A 15,112-nucleotide genomic window follows, 5' to 3' on the forward strand; every position below is an offset into this window, starting at 1 on the left:
GTGCCATGAGCGATACGCGCACCGAACACGACTCCCTCGGCGACATCGAGGTCCCGGCCGACGCCCTGTGGCGGGCCCAGACGCAACGGGCGATCGAGAACTTCCCGATCAGCGGCACGACGCTCGAGCCCCGCCTCGTGCGGGCGCTCGCCCTCGTCAAGGGCGCCGCCGCGGGGGTCAACGCCGACCTCGAGGTGATCACGGCCGAGCAGGGCGCCGCCATCGCCGACGCCGCAGGCGGCGTCGCCGCCGGCGAGCACCTCGACGCGTTCCCGCTCGACGTCTTCCAGACGGGCTCCGGCACCAGCTCCAACATGAACATGAACGAGGTCCTGGCCAGCCTCGCCGGTGACGGCGTCCACCCCAACGACCACGTCAACGCCTCGCAGTCGTCCAACGACACGTTCCCCACCGCGATCCACGTGGCGGCGACGCTGGCCGTGGTCGAGGACCTGCTGCCCGCACTGGCGGTCCTGCAGGGCTCGCTCGAGGCCAAGGCGTCCGAGTTCGAGGGCCTCGTCAAGGCCGGGCGCACGCACCTGATGGACGCGACCCCGGTGATGCTCGGTCAGGAGTTCGGTGGCTGGGCGGCCACGGTCGCGTACGCCGCGGAGCGGCTCGACGCCGTGCTCCCGCGCGTGCGCGAGCTCCCGCTCGGCGGCACCGCCGTCGGCACCGGCATCAACACCCCACCCGGGTTCGCGGCCGCCGTCATCTCGGCCATGTCCACGACGACCGGCCAGGAGTTCACCGAGGCGCGCAACCACTTCGAGGCGCAGGGGACCCGCGACTCGCTGGTCGAGCTGTCGGGCGTGCTGCGCACGATCGCCGTCGGCCTGACGAAGATCTGCAACGACCTGCGCTGGCTCTCGTCCGGCCCGACGACCGGGCTGGCCGAGATCCACCTGCCCGACCTCCAGCCCGGGTCCAGCATCATGCCCGGCAAGGTCAACCCGGTGCTCCCCGAGGCGACGCTGATGGTCTGCGCCCAGGTCGTCGGCAACGACGCCGCGGTGGCGTGGGCCGGCGCGAGCGGCAGCTTCGAGCTCAACGTGCAGATGCCGGTCATCGCGCGCAACCTGCTGGAGTCGATCCGGCTCCTGTCGACCTCGACGACGCTGCTCGCCGAGCGCTGCGTCGACGGCATCACCGCCGACGCCGAGCGCATGCGCGCCTATGCCGAGTCCTCGCCCAGCGTGGCCACGCCGCTCAACAAGCACCTCGGCTACGAGGAGGCCGCCAAGATCGCCAAGCAGGCGCTGAAGGAGGGGGCGACCATCCGGGATACGGTCCTCGCGATGGGGTACGTCGAGCGCGGCGACCTCACCGAGCAGCAGCTCGACGACGCCCTCGACGTGGAACGGATGACCCATCCATGACCAGCACCCCATGAGCCAGCTCAACGACCCGGACTACGTGCGCGAGCAGTACGCCACCGAGGGCAACCTCGAGACCCGCCGCTCCGTCTGGCAGCCCACCGCCGACGGGCTCGAGCCCAACACCGAGGCCCTGCGTGCCATCGACCGGGCGCTGGTCGGCGACGCCGACGTGCTCGAGGTCGGCTGCGGCACCGGCGTGATGGCCGAGAGGATCGCCGCGCTGCCCGGCGTCACCCTGGTCGCCACCGACTTCTCGCCGCGGTTCGTCGAGCTCACGGCCGCCCGCGGGGTCGACGCCCGCCAGGCCGACATCTGCTACCTGCCGTTCGACGACGCGTCGTTCGACGTCGTCTACGCCGGCTGGATGCTCTACCACGTCCGCGACCTCGAGCGGGCCCTCAACGAGGTCCGCCGGGTGCTCCGGCCGGGCGGCACCTTCGTCGCCGTCACCAACGGCAACGACCACACCGCCGACCTGCGCATCGCCGCCGGCGGCAAGCCCGACATCACGCAGTTCAGCAGCGAGACCGGCGAGTCCGTCCTGGGGCGCAAGTTCGGCGACGTACGCCGCCACGACCTCGAGACCCGCGCGGTGTTCCCCGACCACGCCAGCGCCCAGGCCTACCTCGACTCCTCCGGCGAGGGCCTTGTCCTGCCCCACTTCGACGGCTCGCGGGAGTACGCCGGGCACGTCACGATCTTCGAGGCCCGCTGACCCACCCGGGTCAGTGAGCGAGCTTGAGCCCGACGATGCAGCCCACGAGTCCGAGCATCAGCAGGATCTTCACCGCGCTGACCGACTCGTCGCCGGTCCCCATGCCGTAGGCGACGGTCAGCGTCGCGCCCACGCCGACCCACACGGCGTACGACGTCCCGAGCGGCAGCGTGCGCATGGCGTACGCGAGCCCATCCATGCTCAGCACCATGCCGATCGCGAACACGATCGAGGGCGCGAGGCGGGTGAAGCCCTCGGACCTGCCGAGCGCGACGGCCCAGACGGCCTCGAGGACACCGGACACGAGAAGGACGAACCAGGCCATGACGGACTCCTGAGCGGCCGTCTTGTCGCAGTCCGGGTACGGCTCCCTCGTCCGGTGAGCCGTGGTGGCTCGCGGCCAGACTAGGGCGGTCTCACGGGCCGACCCAATCGAGCACGCGTCCTAGGCTGTCGCCATGACCGAGGTGACGCCTCCGGAGAGGTCGCGACCCGTCCAGCGGGGCTCCGAGCGCGAGCTGCTGGAGAGCATGCTGGACTTCTACCGCGCGACGGTGGTCACCAAGGTCGCCGGGCTGGGCGACGACCAGGCGTTCAGCGCGACGGTCTGGCCGTCCACCCTCACGCCGGCCACGGTGGTGAAGCACCTGTCGGGGACGGAGCGCTTCTGGTTCAGCATCGACTTCGCGGCCCTCGACGTGACGTGGCCGTGGACCGACGACGACCTGCACAGCAACTTCCGGGTCGAGAGCGGCGACACGCTGGCCGCGATCGTCTCGGAGTACGTCGAGGAGTGCGCCCGGTCCCGGGAGGCGGTCGCGGCAGCCGACCTCGACGACCTGGCCCGGGGCGAGGACATGGACTTCACGCTGCGCTACGCGATGCTCCACATGATCCAGGAGACGGCGCGGCACTGCGGTCACCTCGACCTGCTGCGCGAGGTGACCGACGGCGCCGTCGGCATGTGAGCCGGGCCCACACCCCGACGGGCCCTACCTGGCCGCGAAGGTGAGCGAGACCGCGCCCGGGGCGAGCTCGACGCCCGGCGCGGTGATCCGCTCGACGGTGCCGTCGACACCGAGCCGCAGGACGTACTGCCGGTCGCCGCTGACCATCGTGACGACTGCGTCGTCCTCGTCCTCCCACACGACCCGGTCGTTGATGCCGAGGATCGTGTTCGTGGGGCCGATCAGCTCGAAGTCGACGACCACCTCACCGGTCGCGGCGTCGAGGATCGCCAGCGTCGGTGACCCGTAGCCGTCGAGGTAGCTCGCCAGCCCGGCGACGTACCGCCCATCGGGGCTCAGTGAGGCGAGCGTGTGGTCGCACGTCGTCCAGGCCGGGGTGCCGGTGGTGCTCCGCGCGTCGACGACACCGGAGCACGAGGACAGGTCGTCGTGGACCTCGGTGACCCCGGCGACGACGCCCGTGGCGGCGGACGCGGTCCAGGGCCGGACGAAGCCTGGCACCGGCGTCGCGGTCGAGCCGTCGACCCTCAGGGTGGTGATGGCGCCGTCCGCGGGATCGGTCTGGGTGACGAGGACCTCGGTGTCGGAGACGAACCCCACGACCTCGACGTGCGACTCGACGGAGTCCTGCGGCAGCTGGGTGCGTCGCTCCTCGCGGCTGCCGTCGGCCGCGACGTCGACCACCCGCCAGTGGGTGCCGTCGTGCTCGGCCCACGCGATCCGGGTGCCGTCCGCGGAGAGGGCCATCCGGCTCGACGTCGGGATCTCGTCGAGGACGCGGAAGTCGGCATCGAGCTGCCGCAGGGAGTAGGCGCCCTCGGTGTTGACCGCGCCGATCCAGCCGTCGAGGTAGGGGGTCAGCTGGTCGTACGACGACGGCAGCTCGGTGACCGTGCCGTCGGCGACCAGGCTCGGCCCGTCCACGTCGAGCAGCGAGACGCCGAGCGTGTCGCTCCTCGGAGCGCTGCGCGGGTCGATGCGCACGGTGCCGGTGACCGGTGTGACCGAGGGCTGCGTGGCGGGCTGGACGCTGTCGCGCCCGGACGGTCCGGCGAGGTCGAGCCCGACGGGCACGGCGACCGCGAGGACCGCGGCTGCGACCACCCCGGCGGCAGCCGTGCGGCGGCGCTGGATCCGGCGAGCCCGGGTGCGGACGTCGCCGACGGTGAGGGGCGAGCGGTGCAGCGGGTCGGCGGTGCGGTGCAGGGCGTCGTGGACCTGGTCCTCGAGGGGCGTGTTGTTCATCGTTCGTCTCCGACGTCGTGGGGGTTGAGCGAGCGGGGCGCGCGAGCGCGCAGCCCTGCGAGGGCGCGGCTGGCCTGGGACTTGACGGTGCCGACCGAGATCCCGAGCACGTCGGCGACCTCGGCCTCACTGAGCTGTTCGTAGTAGCGCAGCACGACGACCGAGCGCTGCTTCGGCGGCAACGTCGAGACGTAGGACCACAGCGCGCTGCCGAGCCCGTCGTCGTACGTCGCGTGGCTGGCCGTCTCCGGCACCGCATCGGTGGAGTGCTCGCGGCGCTTCCACGCCCGGCGCCACAGGGAGTTGTTCTCGTTGACCATGATCCGGCGCACGTAGCCGTCGAGCGCCTCCCGGTCGCGGACCTTGTCCCACGAGAGGTACAGCTTGGCGAAGGCGTTCTGGAGCAGGTCCTCCGCGCTCGCGTGGTCGCCGGCCAGCAGGTAGGCCGTGCGGTAGAGCGCCGTCTGGCGCGCGGCCATGTAGGCCGAGAAGTCGGAGTCCTTGTCGACTCCCCTCCCGGTCCTCCTCGTGGCACCCGTGTCGGCGCGCTCGGGCTTCGAACCCATGCCGACCAGTGTCGCGGTCACTGCCCACCTCCCGTTCCACCCAGCACCTCGTGTGCTGGCGTGTCGGGGTGAGGACGCGGTCGTACGCCGCCGGGTTGCATCTGATCTCTCGGCGACCCGACGGGGTCAGGTCGTGGCGCTGACCCCGGTCAGTACCAGCCGTGGCCGGACTTGAACGACCAGGCGCCGCAGGGCGTGCCGTAGGTGTCCTGGATGTAGCCGAGGCCCCAGCGGATCTGCGACTCGGCGGAGGTCATGTAGTCGGCCGGCAGGTCGTGCAGCTGGGTGAGCGCCTGCGGGATGCCGTAGGCCGAGGAGGAGGGGTTGTCGGCGTCGATGCGCCAGCCCGACTCGCTCATGTAGAGGGAGTCGAGGCAGTCGAACTCGGAGTCGCCGAAGCCGTACTCCGGAAGCAGGGCCCGGGCGATGTCGCGCGGGTCGCCGGTCGAGAGGTCCTCGGTGCGGGTGATCGCCGGGCCGTTGCTGCCCGAGAGGGCGGCGACCTTGCGGGCGTCGGTCGCGCCGCGGCGGTCGGAGCGGGAGACGACGGCGGTCCCGGCACGGCGCTCGAGCTGGGCGTCGGTGGCCGTGGCCGAGTCCGTTGCAGCGTTCTTGTCGGCGGCGCTCGACGTCGCGTCCGTGCCGCGCACGGCGGCGGCCGCGAGGTCACCGGCGGCGGTGCCGGCCGGGGTCCCGAGCACGCCGTTGGAGACGACGAGACCGGTCGCGGCCGCGGCGACCCCGGTGAGGACCACGGAGGTGCGCAGGGCCTGCCGGGGTGCGGACCTGACGGCCTTGTGCTTGCCGGGCGCGCGGTGCTTCGGGACGTACTTGTCGGGCTTCGTCACAGGGGGTTGTCTCACGGGTAGGCGACAGGGGCTGCCGCTGCTCGGGCGGGGGTGGCACGGGGATGAGCAGGGGCAGTCGTGCGGGTGGTGCGGGCGACCGATTGGTCACGAAACGATCACGAGCAACCATGCAGGACGGGCGGGGGGCGTGCAAACCGAACGCGAGAATGCGACGAAGAATCTCGCCCCACGAGGACGCAAGCGTCACGCAGGTCACACCAGTCCCACGCCGACAGCTCGGCCCTCAGAGCGTGACGTTCTCCAGCATCTCGGTCACCAGGGCGGCGATCTGCGAGCGCTCGGAACGGGTCAGGGTGACATGCGCGAAGAGCGGGTGGCCCTTGAGCTTGTCGACCACGGCCACGATCCCGTCGTGACGACCGACGCGCAGGTTGTCGCGCTGCGCGACGTCGTGCGTGAGCACCACCTTGGAGTTGGCGCCGATGCGCGAGAGCACCGTCAGCAGCACGTTGCGCTCGAGCGACTGGGCCTCGTCGACGATGACGAACGCGTCGTGCAGCGAGCGGCCGCGGATGTGGGTCAGCGGCAGCACCTCGAGCATCCCGCGGTCCATCACCTCGTCGATCACGTCGGGCGAGGTGAGGGCGCCGAGGGTGTCGAAGACCGCCTGGCCCCACGGGCTCATCTTCTCCGACTCCGAGCCGGGGAGGTAGCCGAGCTCCTGGCCACCCACCGCGAACAGCGGTCGGAAGACGACGACCTTCTTGTGCTGGCGGCGCTCCATCACGGCCTCGAGGCCGGCGCACAGGGCCAGCGCCGACTTGCCGGTGCCGGCGCGGCCACCGAGGGAGACGATGCCGACCTCGGGGTCGAGGAGCATCTCGAGCGCGATGCGCTGCTCGGCCGAGCGGCCGTGGATGCCGAACGCCTCACGGTCGCCGCGCACGAGGTGGACCTGCTTGTCGGGACCCATGCGGCCCAGCGCCGTACCCCGGTCGGAGAGCAGCACCAGGCCGTTGTGGCACGGCAGGTCGCGCGCGGCCTCGAGGTCGAGCACGCCGTCGTCGTAGAGCTCGTCGAGCTCGGCGGAGGTGACCTCCACCTCGGACATGCCGGTGTAGCCGGTGTCGGAGTCGCTGATCGCCTCGGCGCGGTACTCCTCGGCGTCGAGCCCGACCGCGGAGGCCTTGATCCGCAACGGCAGGTCCTTGGAGACGAGTGTGACCAGGTGGCCCTCGTCGGCGAGGTTCTTCGCGACGGCCAGGATGCGGGTGTCGTTGTCGCCGAGGCGGAAGCCGGACGGCAGCGACATCGCGTCGGTGTGGTTGAGCTCGACGCGCAGCGTGCCGCCCTCCTCGCCCACGGGGACCGGCGAGTCGAGGCGCCCGTGCTCGACGCGCAGCTCGTCGAGCATGCGCAGGGCGGAGCGGGCGAAGAAGCCCAGCTCGGGATGGTGGCGTTTGCCCTCGAGCTCGGTGATCACGACCACCGGGAGGACGACCTCGTGCTCGGCGAACCGCTTGAGGGCGCCGGGGTCGGCCAGCAGGACGCTGGTGTCGAGGACATAGGTGCGGTTCTTCGTAGCGGTCGAGGCCACTGTGGACTACCCCTCACGGACCGGCGCGAACGCCTTCACCCGGTCCAGTTCAATGCTCGGACCGGGAGGCTCCCTGAAGCTGTGCGTGGGTCAATCTGCGCCTTCCGATACCGCGGGCTTCCCCACCCGCCGATATCGGAAAAGTACGCCTGCGACAAAGTCCTCGAGGAGCGACACGCCCGAACGCGGGATGAACACGATGTTTCGTCCGTACGGCGCTGTGCGTGGCCCGTCCGGGCCATGGTGAGCGTGGCCGGCAGGGGTGCCAGGGGGAGGCCGTCAGCCCCCGAAGCGACGCTCGCGGGCGGCGTACGCACGGATGGCGCGCAGGAAGTCGACCCGGCGGAAGTCGGGCCACAGCGCCTCGCAGAAGTAGAACTCCGAGTTGGCGCTCTGCCACAGCAGGAAGCCGCCGAGCCGCTGCTCGCCGGACGTGCGGATGACGAGGTCGGGGTCGGGCTGGCCCTTGGTGTAGAGGTGGTCGGCGATGTGCTCCACGTCGATCACGTCGGCGAGCTCGTCGAGGGAGGTGCCGCGGGCGGCGTGCTCCTGGAGCAGCGAGCGCACGGCGTCGGCGATCTCGCGGCGACCGCCGTACCCCACGGCGATGTTGACCAGGATCCCGTCGATGTCGCGCGTCTCGTCCTCGGCCGCCTTCAGCTTCTCGGCGGTGTGGGCGGGCAGCAGGTCGAGCGCGCCGACGGGGTGGATGCGCCACCGGCGCTCGGCGGCCAACGACTCGACCGCACCCTCGATGATCTCCAGCAGGCCGGTCATCTGCTCGACCGGTCGGTTGGTGAGGTTGTCGCTGGAGAGCAGCCACAGGGTGACGACCTTGACGCCCACCTCCTCGCACCAGCCGAGCAGCGGGAAGATGTTGTCGGCGCCGGCCTGGTAGCCGCCGGCGGTGTCGAGCCCCACGGCCTTGGCCCAGCGGCGGTTGCCGTCCAGCATCACCCCGACGTGCTGGGGGATGCGGTCGGCGGGGAGGAACTTGACCACCCGGTGCTCGTAGGCCGGGTAGAGCACCCGACGCACGGCGTCCCTCAGCTTGGCCACCTGCCGATGGTAGCCGCCGCCGACACCGTGCGCGGGCGGGTGACGTGGATCGCGATCGCCTGACTAATTGGTTACCGCCCCGTACCTTGGTCTCATGAACGACATCCTGCGCGACCGGCTGGAGGTGATCTCCGAGCGCGTCGAGGAGGTCATCGCCGACGTGAAGCCGCGCCTGCGTGGCTGGCTGCACCTCGCGGCCGCCCCTCTGGCGCTGGTCGCCGGCATCGTGCTCGTCGTGCTCTCCCCCGACGCCACCACCCGCGTCGGCTCCGCGGTGTTCGCCGCCACCGCGCTCGTGCTCTTCACCGTGTCGGCGATCTACCACCGCGGCACCTGGTCGCCGGCCGTCCACTCGCGCCTCAAGCGCTTCGACCACTCCAACATCTTCCTGCTGATCGCAGGCTCGTGCACGCCCTTCGGCCTGCTGCTGCTCCACGGCGCCGACCGCATCGTGATGCTCTCGGTCGTGTGGGGCGGGGCGCTGGCAGGGGTGGCGATGAAGGTGCTGTGGAAGGGCGCTCCGCGCTGGCTCTCGGTCCCGATCTACATGGCACTCGGCTGGGCCCCGGTGTTCTTCTTCGGTGACCTCGTCTCGGGGGCGGCCTCCCGCTACGACGGAGGTATCGGGACGGCGGTGATCGTGCTGATCGCCGTCGGCGGCGGGCTCTACACCCTCGGCGGCATCGTCTACGGCACGAAGTTCCCCAACCCGTGGCCGCGCTGGTTCGGCTTCCACGAGGTGTTCCACACCTTCACGATCCTGGCGTTCATCACGCACTACGTCGGCGTCTCGGTGGCGACGTACTCCCTGCGCTGAGCCTGCGCTGACGTCCGTGCGGACGTGAGTCCGCTCACGACCAGGAACATCTCGGCGCCGCGGCGCGTCGTAGGACGGTGATGCCTGACTCCACCACCGAACCCAGCAAGCGCTCCACCCTCGAGCTGTCCCTGCCCCAGCTGGTCGCCGGCGCGGTCGCCGCGGCCACCGCGACCATCCTGAGCTCGCGCCTCGACCTGATGGGCACCGTCCTCGGCGCCGTCGTCGCCAGCCTGGTCTCGGCCGTCGTCGCCGCCTCGGTCTCGAGCTGGTGGCACCGGATGCGCGAGGTCCGCGACTGGGTGCCGCAGCGGATCAAGGGCATCGTCGTCGGGACGGGCGCGCTGGCTCTGCTGGTGGTCGCGTTCCACACCGGCGTCGACCTGCTCACCGCCGACGTGCCGCACAGCTCCTTCGCAGGGCGCTGGCTCGCCGAGGTCGGTCTCGACCGGAGGTGACCCGCAGTGTCAGGCCTCCGGCAGCGACAGGAGGTCCTGCGCGAACACGCCACCAGGATCGAGGCGTCGGCGGAGCGTCTCGAAGACAGCCAGGTCGTAGGCCCTCTCCGGGGCGCGCAACCCCGGCGTGGCCGTGATCTTGCCCCAGTGGGCACGCGGCGAGAAGGGGGCCAGGGCCTCCTCGACCGCGCGCAGCGCCGGCATCACCACGTCGGGCTCGGGGCGCCAGGTGAAGTGCGCCATCACCGAGTCGCGACCCCGCAGTGGGCTCAGCCAGAGGTCGTCCGCCGCGGCCGACCGGATCTCGTGGACGAGCAGGGCCGGCGCGACGACGTCGCGGATCCCGGTCAGGGCCGCGAGGAGGTGCGGCGCCGCCGACCGCGGCAGGAAGAGCTCGCTCTGCAGCTCGTCACCGACGCTCGGCAGGTGCGAGGCACGGAAGTGGGGCAGGCGCTCGTGCCACGGCCCGGGGACGCCGAGCTGGGGCGACGCCGCGGCGGGGTCGACGCCCGGCACCGGGTGCAGCTCGCGGGTGGCGGGCGCGCGCGAGGCCAGGCACGGCGCGAGCACGCCCGAGGCGTCGGTCCGCTGCTTGACCCACACCGACGACACGCGGGTCGGGTCGGCGAGGTCGGTGAAGACGCTGACGCTGGTGCCGCTGGCGAGCACGGCCCCGAGCTGGTCGGCCACCTCGTCGGCCGGCAGGTCCTCCCACACCCGCTGAGCCACCTCGTAGGTCGGCTCGGTGCGCAGCCACAGGCGCGTCACGACCCCGAGCGCGCCCAGGGAGAGGACGGCGCCGCCGAAGTCGGGATCGCCGGCCGCGATGCGCACCAGGTCCCCCGACGACGCCACGATCTCCACCGCCGTGACCGCGGTGGCCAGGGAGCCGAGGCCGTCGCCGGATCCATGGGTGCCGGTGGCGCACGCTCCCGCAACGCTGATGTGCGGGAGCGAGCCGAGGTTGTGCAGGGCCCGACCGTGCTCGTGGAGCACCGGGGCCACCTCGGCGTAGGTCGCGCCGCCCGGGACGACCGCGAACGGTCCGTCGGCCTCGTCCTCGTCGCCGTCCTCGAGCTCGACCTCGAGGCCGAGACGTCGGGTGCCGACCTGCCGGCCGTCGGTGTCGGCGACCGTCGAGAAGGAGTGGCGCGAGCCGAGCGCGCGCACCCGGCCGCCGGCGGCAGCGGCCGTCGCCACCACCTCCTGGAGCTCGGCGACGCTCCCCGGCTCGACGAGGTCGCGGGCCCGGTAGGTCACGTTGCCGGCCCAGTTGGTGCGGTGCTGTCGCTGCGGCTGGGTCACTGCTGCTCCTGGTCGAGGTGGGCTGGTCGCCCCAGCGTGGCACGGCCACCCCGGGGCCGGGGGTGCGGCGGGCCGCCCCCGCGCGGCAGGGTGAACCTGAACCCGGCCGCGATCTTCTCCGGCAGGACCGTCGCGACGGCCTCGACGGTCGTACGGCGGTCGCCACCCCCGTCGTGGGCCAGCACGACCGCTCCCGGCGATATCGCGGCCCGCAGGTGGTCGGCGATCGTCGCGACGGTCCGGTCGGGGCAGGCGTCCCAGTCGTGGATCACGGCGCCCAGCCCGAGCGGCTGCATGCCGAGCGCGGCCGCCACCGGACCCGTGCGGCCGAAGTTCCCGTTGGGTGCGCGGAAGTAGGGCACCGCGGCCTCGGGGTCGTCGAGCGCCGTACGGATGATCCGGAGGTTGTCCCTCAGGACCGCCTCCACCTCCTCGAGCGAGGCGGAGCCCAGGTCCGCGTAGTCGACCGAGTGGTTGCCCAGGGCGTGCCCCTCGTCGCGGATGCGCCGCAGGAGGGCGGCCCCGCCCGGCGCCGTGACGTTGGCGCCGACCACGCAGAAGGTCGCGACGACGCCCAGGTCGGCGAGGACGTCGAGCAGGCGACCGGTGGTGCGCGGATCGGGTCCGTCGTCGAAGGTCAGCGCTGCGACCCTGCCCGTGCCCCGCGCCCGCTGGACCGGGACCTGGGTCGGGTCGACCGCACCTCCGGGCAGCAGGCCGGGGTCACGCCCCATCGGCAGCGGTCAGGGCCGCCGGGCGACGGCGCCTCACGCCGGGGTCCCGAGCTCCACCCGGGGCTCCAGCACGCGGTCGGGACCGGCGCACCGCTCGGAGCCGACGAGCCGCAGCCGCAGGACGGCCTCCGGGTCGGCGCTCGAGCGTCCGACCATCAGCTCGACATCACCGGGCTCGACGATGCGGGCGTGGTCGCGGCCGGTGAACGAGGTGAGGTCGGCGTGCAGACCGACCTCCACCCGCCGCCCCTCCCCGGGCGCCAGGTCGACGCGGACCGCCGCGACGAGGCGTTGCACGGGGCGGACGACGGAGGCGGCACAGTCGTGCAGGTAGACCTGCACGACCTCGCTGACGTCGCGGTCGGCGTCGTTGGCGAGGTCCACGCGCACCACGGCCTCACCGTCGGTGGACCAGTCCGGGCCCGAGACCAGCTCGACGCCGCGCCAGGTCGCCTGCGCGTAGCCCAGCCCGTGGCCGAAGGGGAAGAGCGGGGTCGGGTCGAGCGTGCTGACCTCCGTGCGGCGGGACAGCGGCGAGGCGAGGTAGGTCGAGGGCTGCGCCGACCCGGCGGACGGGAAGCCGACCGGGAGCCGGCCGGAGGGGTTGGTGGCGCCGGACAGCACCTCGCCGACGGCCGTCGCACCCTCCTCGCCGAGGAAGAAGCCGCACACGACGGCGGCGAGGCGGTCGGCGTAGGCGCTCAGGTCGTAGGGCCGCCCGACGAGCAGCACGGCGACGACCGGGGTGCCGGTCGCGAGCAGTCGTTCGAGGAGCGCCTCCTGCCGTCCCGGCAGGCGCAGGTCGGCCGCGTCGCAGCCCTCGCCGGACGTGCCGTTGCCGAACAGGCCGGCCCGGTCCCCGAGCACCGCGACGCAGACCTCCGCCTCCGCCGCGGCCCGCACGGCCGCCTCGAGCTCGGCCTCGGGATCGGCTGCTTCGTCGGTGGGACGACCCGGCACGCCCACGGCGCAGCCGCGCTCGTGCACGACGTCGTAGGAGGCCGCCAGCACCTCGCGCAGCGTGGGGACGGACAGGCCCGGTTCGGTGCCGGGATGGTGCGGCAGCACGTGCATCGGGAAGGAGTAGCACCCGAGCATCGCCTCACCGGTGTCGGCGTTGGGGCCCACGAGGGCGATCCTCGTGCCGGCCGACACCGGCAGGGTGCCGTCGTTGGCGAGCAGCACGACCGAGCGGCGAGCCAGGTCGAGCGCGAGCCCGCGCGCCTCGGGCGGGTCGAGGTCGACGGGCCCCACCTGCGCGGGCGCCCAGTCGTGGTCGAGCAGCCCGAGCTCGCACTTCTGGCGCAGCACGCGCCGCAGGGCGCGGTCGACGACCTTCTCGTCGACCCGACCCGACTCGAGGGCCTCGAGGAGCGGGGTGCCGTAGGCGTCGACGGTCGGCAGCTCGACGTCGATCCCGGCCTCGAGGGCGAGGCCGGCCGCCTCCCCGAGGTCGGCCGCCATCGCGTGCAGGGTGTGCAGGAAGGCGACCGAGAAGTAGTCGGCGGCCACCGTCCCCTCGAAGCCGAGCGTGTCACGCAGCAGCGTGGTGAGCAGGTCGGGGTCGGCCGCGGCGGGGACCCCGTCGATGTCGGTGTAGGCGTTCATCACCGAGCGGGCGCCCGCACGCAGCGCCATCTCGAACGGCGGCAGCATGACGTCCTGGAGCTCGCGGACCCCCATGGCGACGGGGGCGAGGTTGCGTCCGCCGCGGGAGGCGGAGTAGCCCAGGAAGTGCTTCAGCGTCGCGACGACCCCCGCGGACTGCAGTCCGCGGACGTAGGCGGAGGCCATCGTGCCGACGAGGAACGGGTCCTCCCCCAGCGTCTCCTCGACCCGGCCCCAGCGCAGGTCGCGGGCGACGTCGAGCACGGGCGCCAGCCCCTGGTGGATCCCGAGGCGGGCCATCAGCGTGCCGATCTGCCGGCCCATGCGCTCGACGAGGTCGGGGTCGAAGGACGCCGCCCAGCTCACCGGGGTGGGGTAGACGGTGGCCCCCCAGGCGTTGAGACCGGTCAGGCACTCCTCGTGCACCTGCGCCGGCAGGCCGAACCGGTTGGCGCCTCGCACCTGCTCCTGCCGCTCGGTGAGCAGCTGCAGGCCGTGCTCGACATCCACGGGCGAGGTGCCGAAGGGCCGCGTCAGCTGGCCGAGGCCGTCCGCGATGGTGTCCTCCCAGGACACGTCCGGGCCGGACTCGTGCAGCATCGGGGCCATCTCGCCGGCGTCGGCGGCGAGCAGCCACACGCCCGAGAGCTGCGCGACCTTCTCGGCGCGGGTCATGCGGACCAGAAGGTCGTCGACCCGGTCGTCGACGGCGAGGGACTCGTCGCGCCACGCCTCGAGGGCCTCGGTCGGGGGGAACTGGGCGGTCACGACGGCATACCTCCGAGGGCGTGGGTGGAACGACGCAGCACCAGGTCGGTGCCGAGCGTGCGGTGCAGGTCGGCGGGCTCGCGGCCCTCGATCAGGTCGATGAGCAGGGCCACGGCGTCGTGGCCCATGTCGCGGATGGGCTGTCGGACCGTGGTGAGGGGCGGATCGGCGAGCGCCGACTCGGGGATGTTGTCGAACCCGACGACGGACAGGTCGGTGGGCACGGCGAGGCCGAGCTCGTGGGCGACCTCGATGACCGCGAGGGCCATCTGGTCGCTGGCCGCGAAGACCGCGGTCGGGCGCCCCGGCCGGGCGAGCAGGGCCATCGCGGCCTCGCGCGCCACCTCGGCCTCGAACGCGCCCGGCACGACGAGGGACTCGTCGACGGCGACTCCCGCCTCGGCGAGCGCCTCGCGGAAGCCCTGCTCGCGCAGCTGCGCCGAGACCAGGTCCTCGCGACCGGTGACCATGGCGATGCGGGTGTGCCCCAGGTCGAGGAGGTGCCGGACGCCGAGACGTGCCCCTTGGAGGTTGTGGGCGGTGATCGTCGGGATGGTCGTGCTGCCTGTGTGCGGGTCGATCGCCACGACCGGCCCGTCGCTGTCGACCTCGGTCACCGTCGGGGTCACCAGCACGGCGCCGTCGACGAGCGTCCCCATCAGCCGGGAGAGGTAACGACGCTCCCAGCCGACGTGCTCGTCGACCCGGCCGCCGGCCGAGTAGGCGACCAGCTCGAACCCCGAGCCTCGGATCGCGTCCGCCGCTCCCTTGAGCACCTCGGTGCTGAACGGCTCGAAGTCGGCGACCAGGACACCGATCACGTTGGTGCGCTGGTTGCGCAGGCTGCGGGCGACGAGGCTGGTCTCGTAGCCCAGCCGCTCGATCACCCCGCTGACGTGCGAGGCCGTGGCCACCGAGATGCCGTAGCGGCCGTTGATCACCTTGGACACCGTCGAGACCGACACCCCGGCCTCGACCGCCACCTGCTGCATGGTCACCCGACGGCTGGCCTGCCGGCTCGCCGAGGCCGCGGACTCGTCGCGGTCGTCGCCACCGTCGGGAGGGACCGTCTGCACCATCCTCA

General features: G+C 72.6%; 15 protein-coding genes and 1 riboswitch. Of the genes, 5 read left to right on the forward strand and 10 right to left on the reverse strand.

The features are described from left to right. Window positions 1–5 precede the first annotated feature (5 nt). Window positions 6–1,379, forward strand: a complete 1,374-nt coding sequence (locus C7S10_RS00295; RefSeq protein WP_108342428.1) for a class II fumarate hydratase — start codon at window positions 6–8, stop codon at window positions 1,377–1,379. Between the two features lie 10 nt (window positions 1,380–1,389). After that, window positions 1,390–2,094, forward strand: coding sequence for a class I SAM-dependent methyltransferase (locus C7S10_RS00300; RefSeq protein ID WP_108342429.1), 705 nt, complete (start codon window positions 1,390–1,392; stop codon window positions 2,092–2,094). A 10-nt stretch (window positions 2,095–2,104) separates the two neighbouring features. Here C7S10_RS00300 and C7S10_RS00305 read toward each other — a convergent pair whose 3' ends face one another. Then, complete coding sequence (locus C7S10_RS00305) at window positions 2,105–2,419, reverse strand: DMT family transporter (RefSeq protein ID WP_108342430.1); 315 nt, start codon at window positions 2,417–2,419, stop codon at window positions 2,105–2,107. A gap of 12 nt (window positions 2,420–2,431) precedes the next feature. Next, a riboswitch (guanidine-III (ykkC-III) riboswitch) is annotated at window positions 2,432–2,495 on the reverse strand. A 57-nt stretch (window positions 2,496–2,552) separates the two neighbouring features. On the opposite strand from C7S10_RS00305, the gene C7S10_RS00310 reads away from it, so the two are divergent. Continuing rightward, a complete protein-coding gene (locus tag C7S10_RS00310) occupies window positions 2,553–3,062 on the forward strand; it encodes a DinB family protein (RefSeq protein ID WP_108342431.1) in 510 nt (169 codons plus the stop codon). A 24-nt stretch (window positions 3,063–3,086) separates the two neighbouring features. On the opposite strand, the gene C7S10_RS00315 is transcribed toward C7S10_RS00310, so the two are convergent. The 5 genes from C7S10_RS00315 to C7S10_RS00335 all read right to left on the reverse strand — a co-directional run bounded on the left by C7S10_RS00315 (window position 3,087) and on the right by C7S10_RS00335 (window position 8,338). Further along, window positions 3,087–4,307 (reverse strand): hypothetical protein, encoded by a 1,221-nt coding sequence (locus tag C7S10_RS00315; RefSeq protein WP_108342432.1) that lies wholly within the window; start codon window positions 4,305–4,307, stop codon window positions 3,087–3,089. Further along, window positions 4,304–4,873, reverse strand: a complete 570-nt coding sequence (locus C7S10_RS00320; protein WP_108343231.1) for a SigE family RNA polymerase sigma factor — start codon at window positions 4,871–4,873, stop codon at window positions 4,304–4,306. Before C7S10_RS00320 ends, C7S10_RS00315 begins: the two co-directional genes overlap by 4 nt. Before the next feature lie 149 nt (window positions 4,874–5,022). Continuing rightward, on the reverse strand, window positions 5,023–5,721 hold the full coding sequence (locus C7S10_RS00325) for an aggregation-promoting factor C-terminal-like domain-containing protein (RefSeq protein WP_108342433.1): 699 nt from the start codon (window positions 5,719–5,721) through the stop codon (window positions 5,023–5,025). A gap of 244 nt (window positions 5,722–5,965) precedes the next feature. Continuing rightward, window positions 5,966–7,279, reverse strand: coding sequence for an RNA 5'-3' helicase PhoH2 (locus C7S10_RS00330; protein WP_108342434.1), 1,314 nt, complete (start codon window positions 7,277–7,279; stop codon window positions 5,966–5,968). Between the two features lie 279 nt (window positions 7,280–7,558). After that, entirely contained in the window at window positions 7,559–8,338 is a 780-nt protein-coding gene (locus C7S10_RS00335) for an isoprenyl transferase (protein ID WP_108342435.1), read from the reverse strand. A 94-nt stretch (window positions 8,339–8,432) separates the two neighbouring features. Here C7S10_RS00335 and trhA point away from each other — a divergent pair, with 94 nt between their 5' ends. Next, window positions 8,433–9,155 (forward strand): PAQR family membrane homeostasis protein TrhA, encoded by a 723-nt coding sequence (gene trhA, locus C7S10_RS00340; protein ID WP_108342436.1) that lies wholly within the window; start codon window positions 8,433–8,435, stop codon window positions 9,153–9,155. Between the two features lie 80 nt (window positions 9,156–9,235). Next, window positions 9,236–9,613 carry a hypothetical protein gene (locus C7S10_RS00345; RefSeq protein WP_108342437.1) on the forward strand — a complete coding sequence of 126 codons (378 nt, stop codon included), beginning with the start codon at window positions 9,236–9,238 and terminating at the stop codon, window positions 9,611–9,613. 9 nt (window positions 9,614–9,622) lie between these two features. Here the strand turns inward: C7S10_RS00345 and C7S10_RS00350 are convergent, their stop codons facing one another. From C7S10_RS00350 to C7S10_RS00365, 4 genes are read right to left on the reverse strand one after another with little or no spacing between them, the layout of a single operon-like run. After that, entirely contained in the window at window positions 9,623–10,918 is a 1,296-nt protein-coding gene (locus C7S10_RS00350; protein ID WP_108342438.1) for an FAD-binding protein, read from the reverse strand. Beyond that, a complete protein-coding gene (locus C7S10_RS00355) occupies window positions 10,915–11,652 on the reverse strand; it encodes a polysaccharide deacetylase family protein (RefSeq protein WP_108342439.1) in 738 nt (245 codons plus the stop codon). Before C7S10_RS00355 ends, C7S10_RS00350 begins: the two co-directional genes overlap by 4 nt. Window positions 11,653–11,685: 33 nt before the next feature. After that, a complete protein-coding gene (locus C7S10_RS00360) occupies window positions 11,686–14,028 on the reverse strand; it encodes a beta-glucosidase family protein (protein ID WP_108342440.1) in 2,343 nt (780 codons plus the stop codon). Further along, window positions 14,025–15,107 (reverse strand): LacI family DNA-binding transcriptional regulator, encoded by a 1,083-nt coding sequence (locus tag C7S10_RS00365; RefSeq protein ID WP_207769176.1) that lies wholly within the window; start codon window positions 15,105–15,107, stop codon window positions 14,025–14,027. The genes C7S10_RS00360 and C7S10_RS00365 overlap by 4 nt, the downstream gene beginning before the upstream one ends. Window positions 15,108–15,112: the final 5 nt, after the last annotated feature.

Source organism: Nocardioides currus, assembly GCF_003057875.1.
GTDB lineage: Bacteria > Actinomycetota > Actinomycetes > Propionibacteriales > Nocardioidaceae > Nocardioides > Nocardioides currus.

Bases quoted from the DNA above. Each gene is read 5' to 3' on its own strand.
- C7S10_RS00315 (WP_108342432.1), bottom strand. From the start codon at position 4,307: ATGAACAACACGCCCCTCGAGGACCAGGTCCACGACGCCCTGCACCGC.
- C7S10_RS00295 (WP_108342428.1), top strand. From the start codon at position 6: ATGAGCGATACGCGCACCGAACACGACTCCCTCGGCGACATCGAGGTC.
- C7S10_RS00365 (WP_207769176.1), bottom strand. From the start codon at position 15,107: ATGGTGCAGACGGTCCCTCCCGACGGTGGCGACGACCGCGACGAGTCC.
- C7S10_RS00310 (WP_108342431.1), top strand. From the start codon at position 2,553: ATGACCGAGGTGACGCCTCCGGAGAGGTCGCGACCCGTCCAGCGGGGC.
- trhA (WP_108342436.1), top strand. From the start codon at position 8,433: ATGAACGACATCCTGCGCGACCGGCTGGAGGTGATCTCCGAGCGCGTC.
- C7S10_RS00345 (WP_108342437.1), top strand. From the start codon at position 9,236: ATGCCTGACTCCACCACCGAACCCAGCAAGCGCTCCACCCTCGAGCTG.
- C7S10_RS00355 (WP_108342439.1), bottom strand. From the start codon at position 11,652: ATGGGGCGTGACCCCGGCCTGCTGCCCGGAGGTGCGGTCGACCCGACC.
- C7S10_RS00320 (WP_108343231.1), bottom strand. From the start codon at position 4,873: ATGGGTTCGAAGCCCGAGCGCGCCGACACGGGTGCCACGAGGAGGACC.
- C7S10_RS00305 (WP_108342430.1), bottom strand. From the start codon at position 2,419: ATGGCCTGGTTCGTCCTTCTCGTGTCCGGTGTCCTCGAGGCCGTCTGG.
- C7S10_RS00300 (WP_108342429.1), top strand. From the start codon at position 1,390: ATGAGCCAGCTCAACGACCCGGACTACGTGCGCGAGCAGTACGCCACC.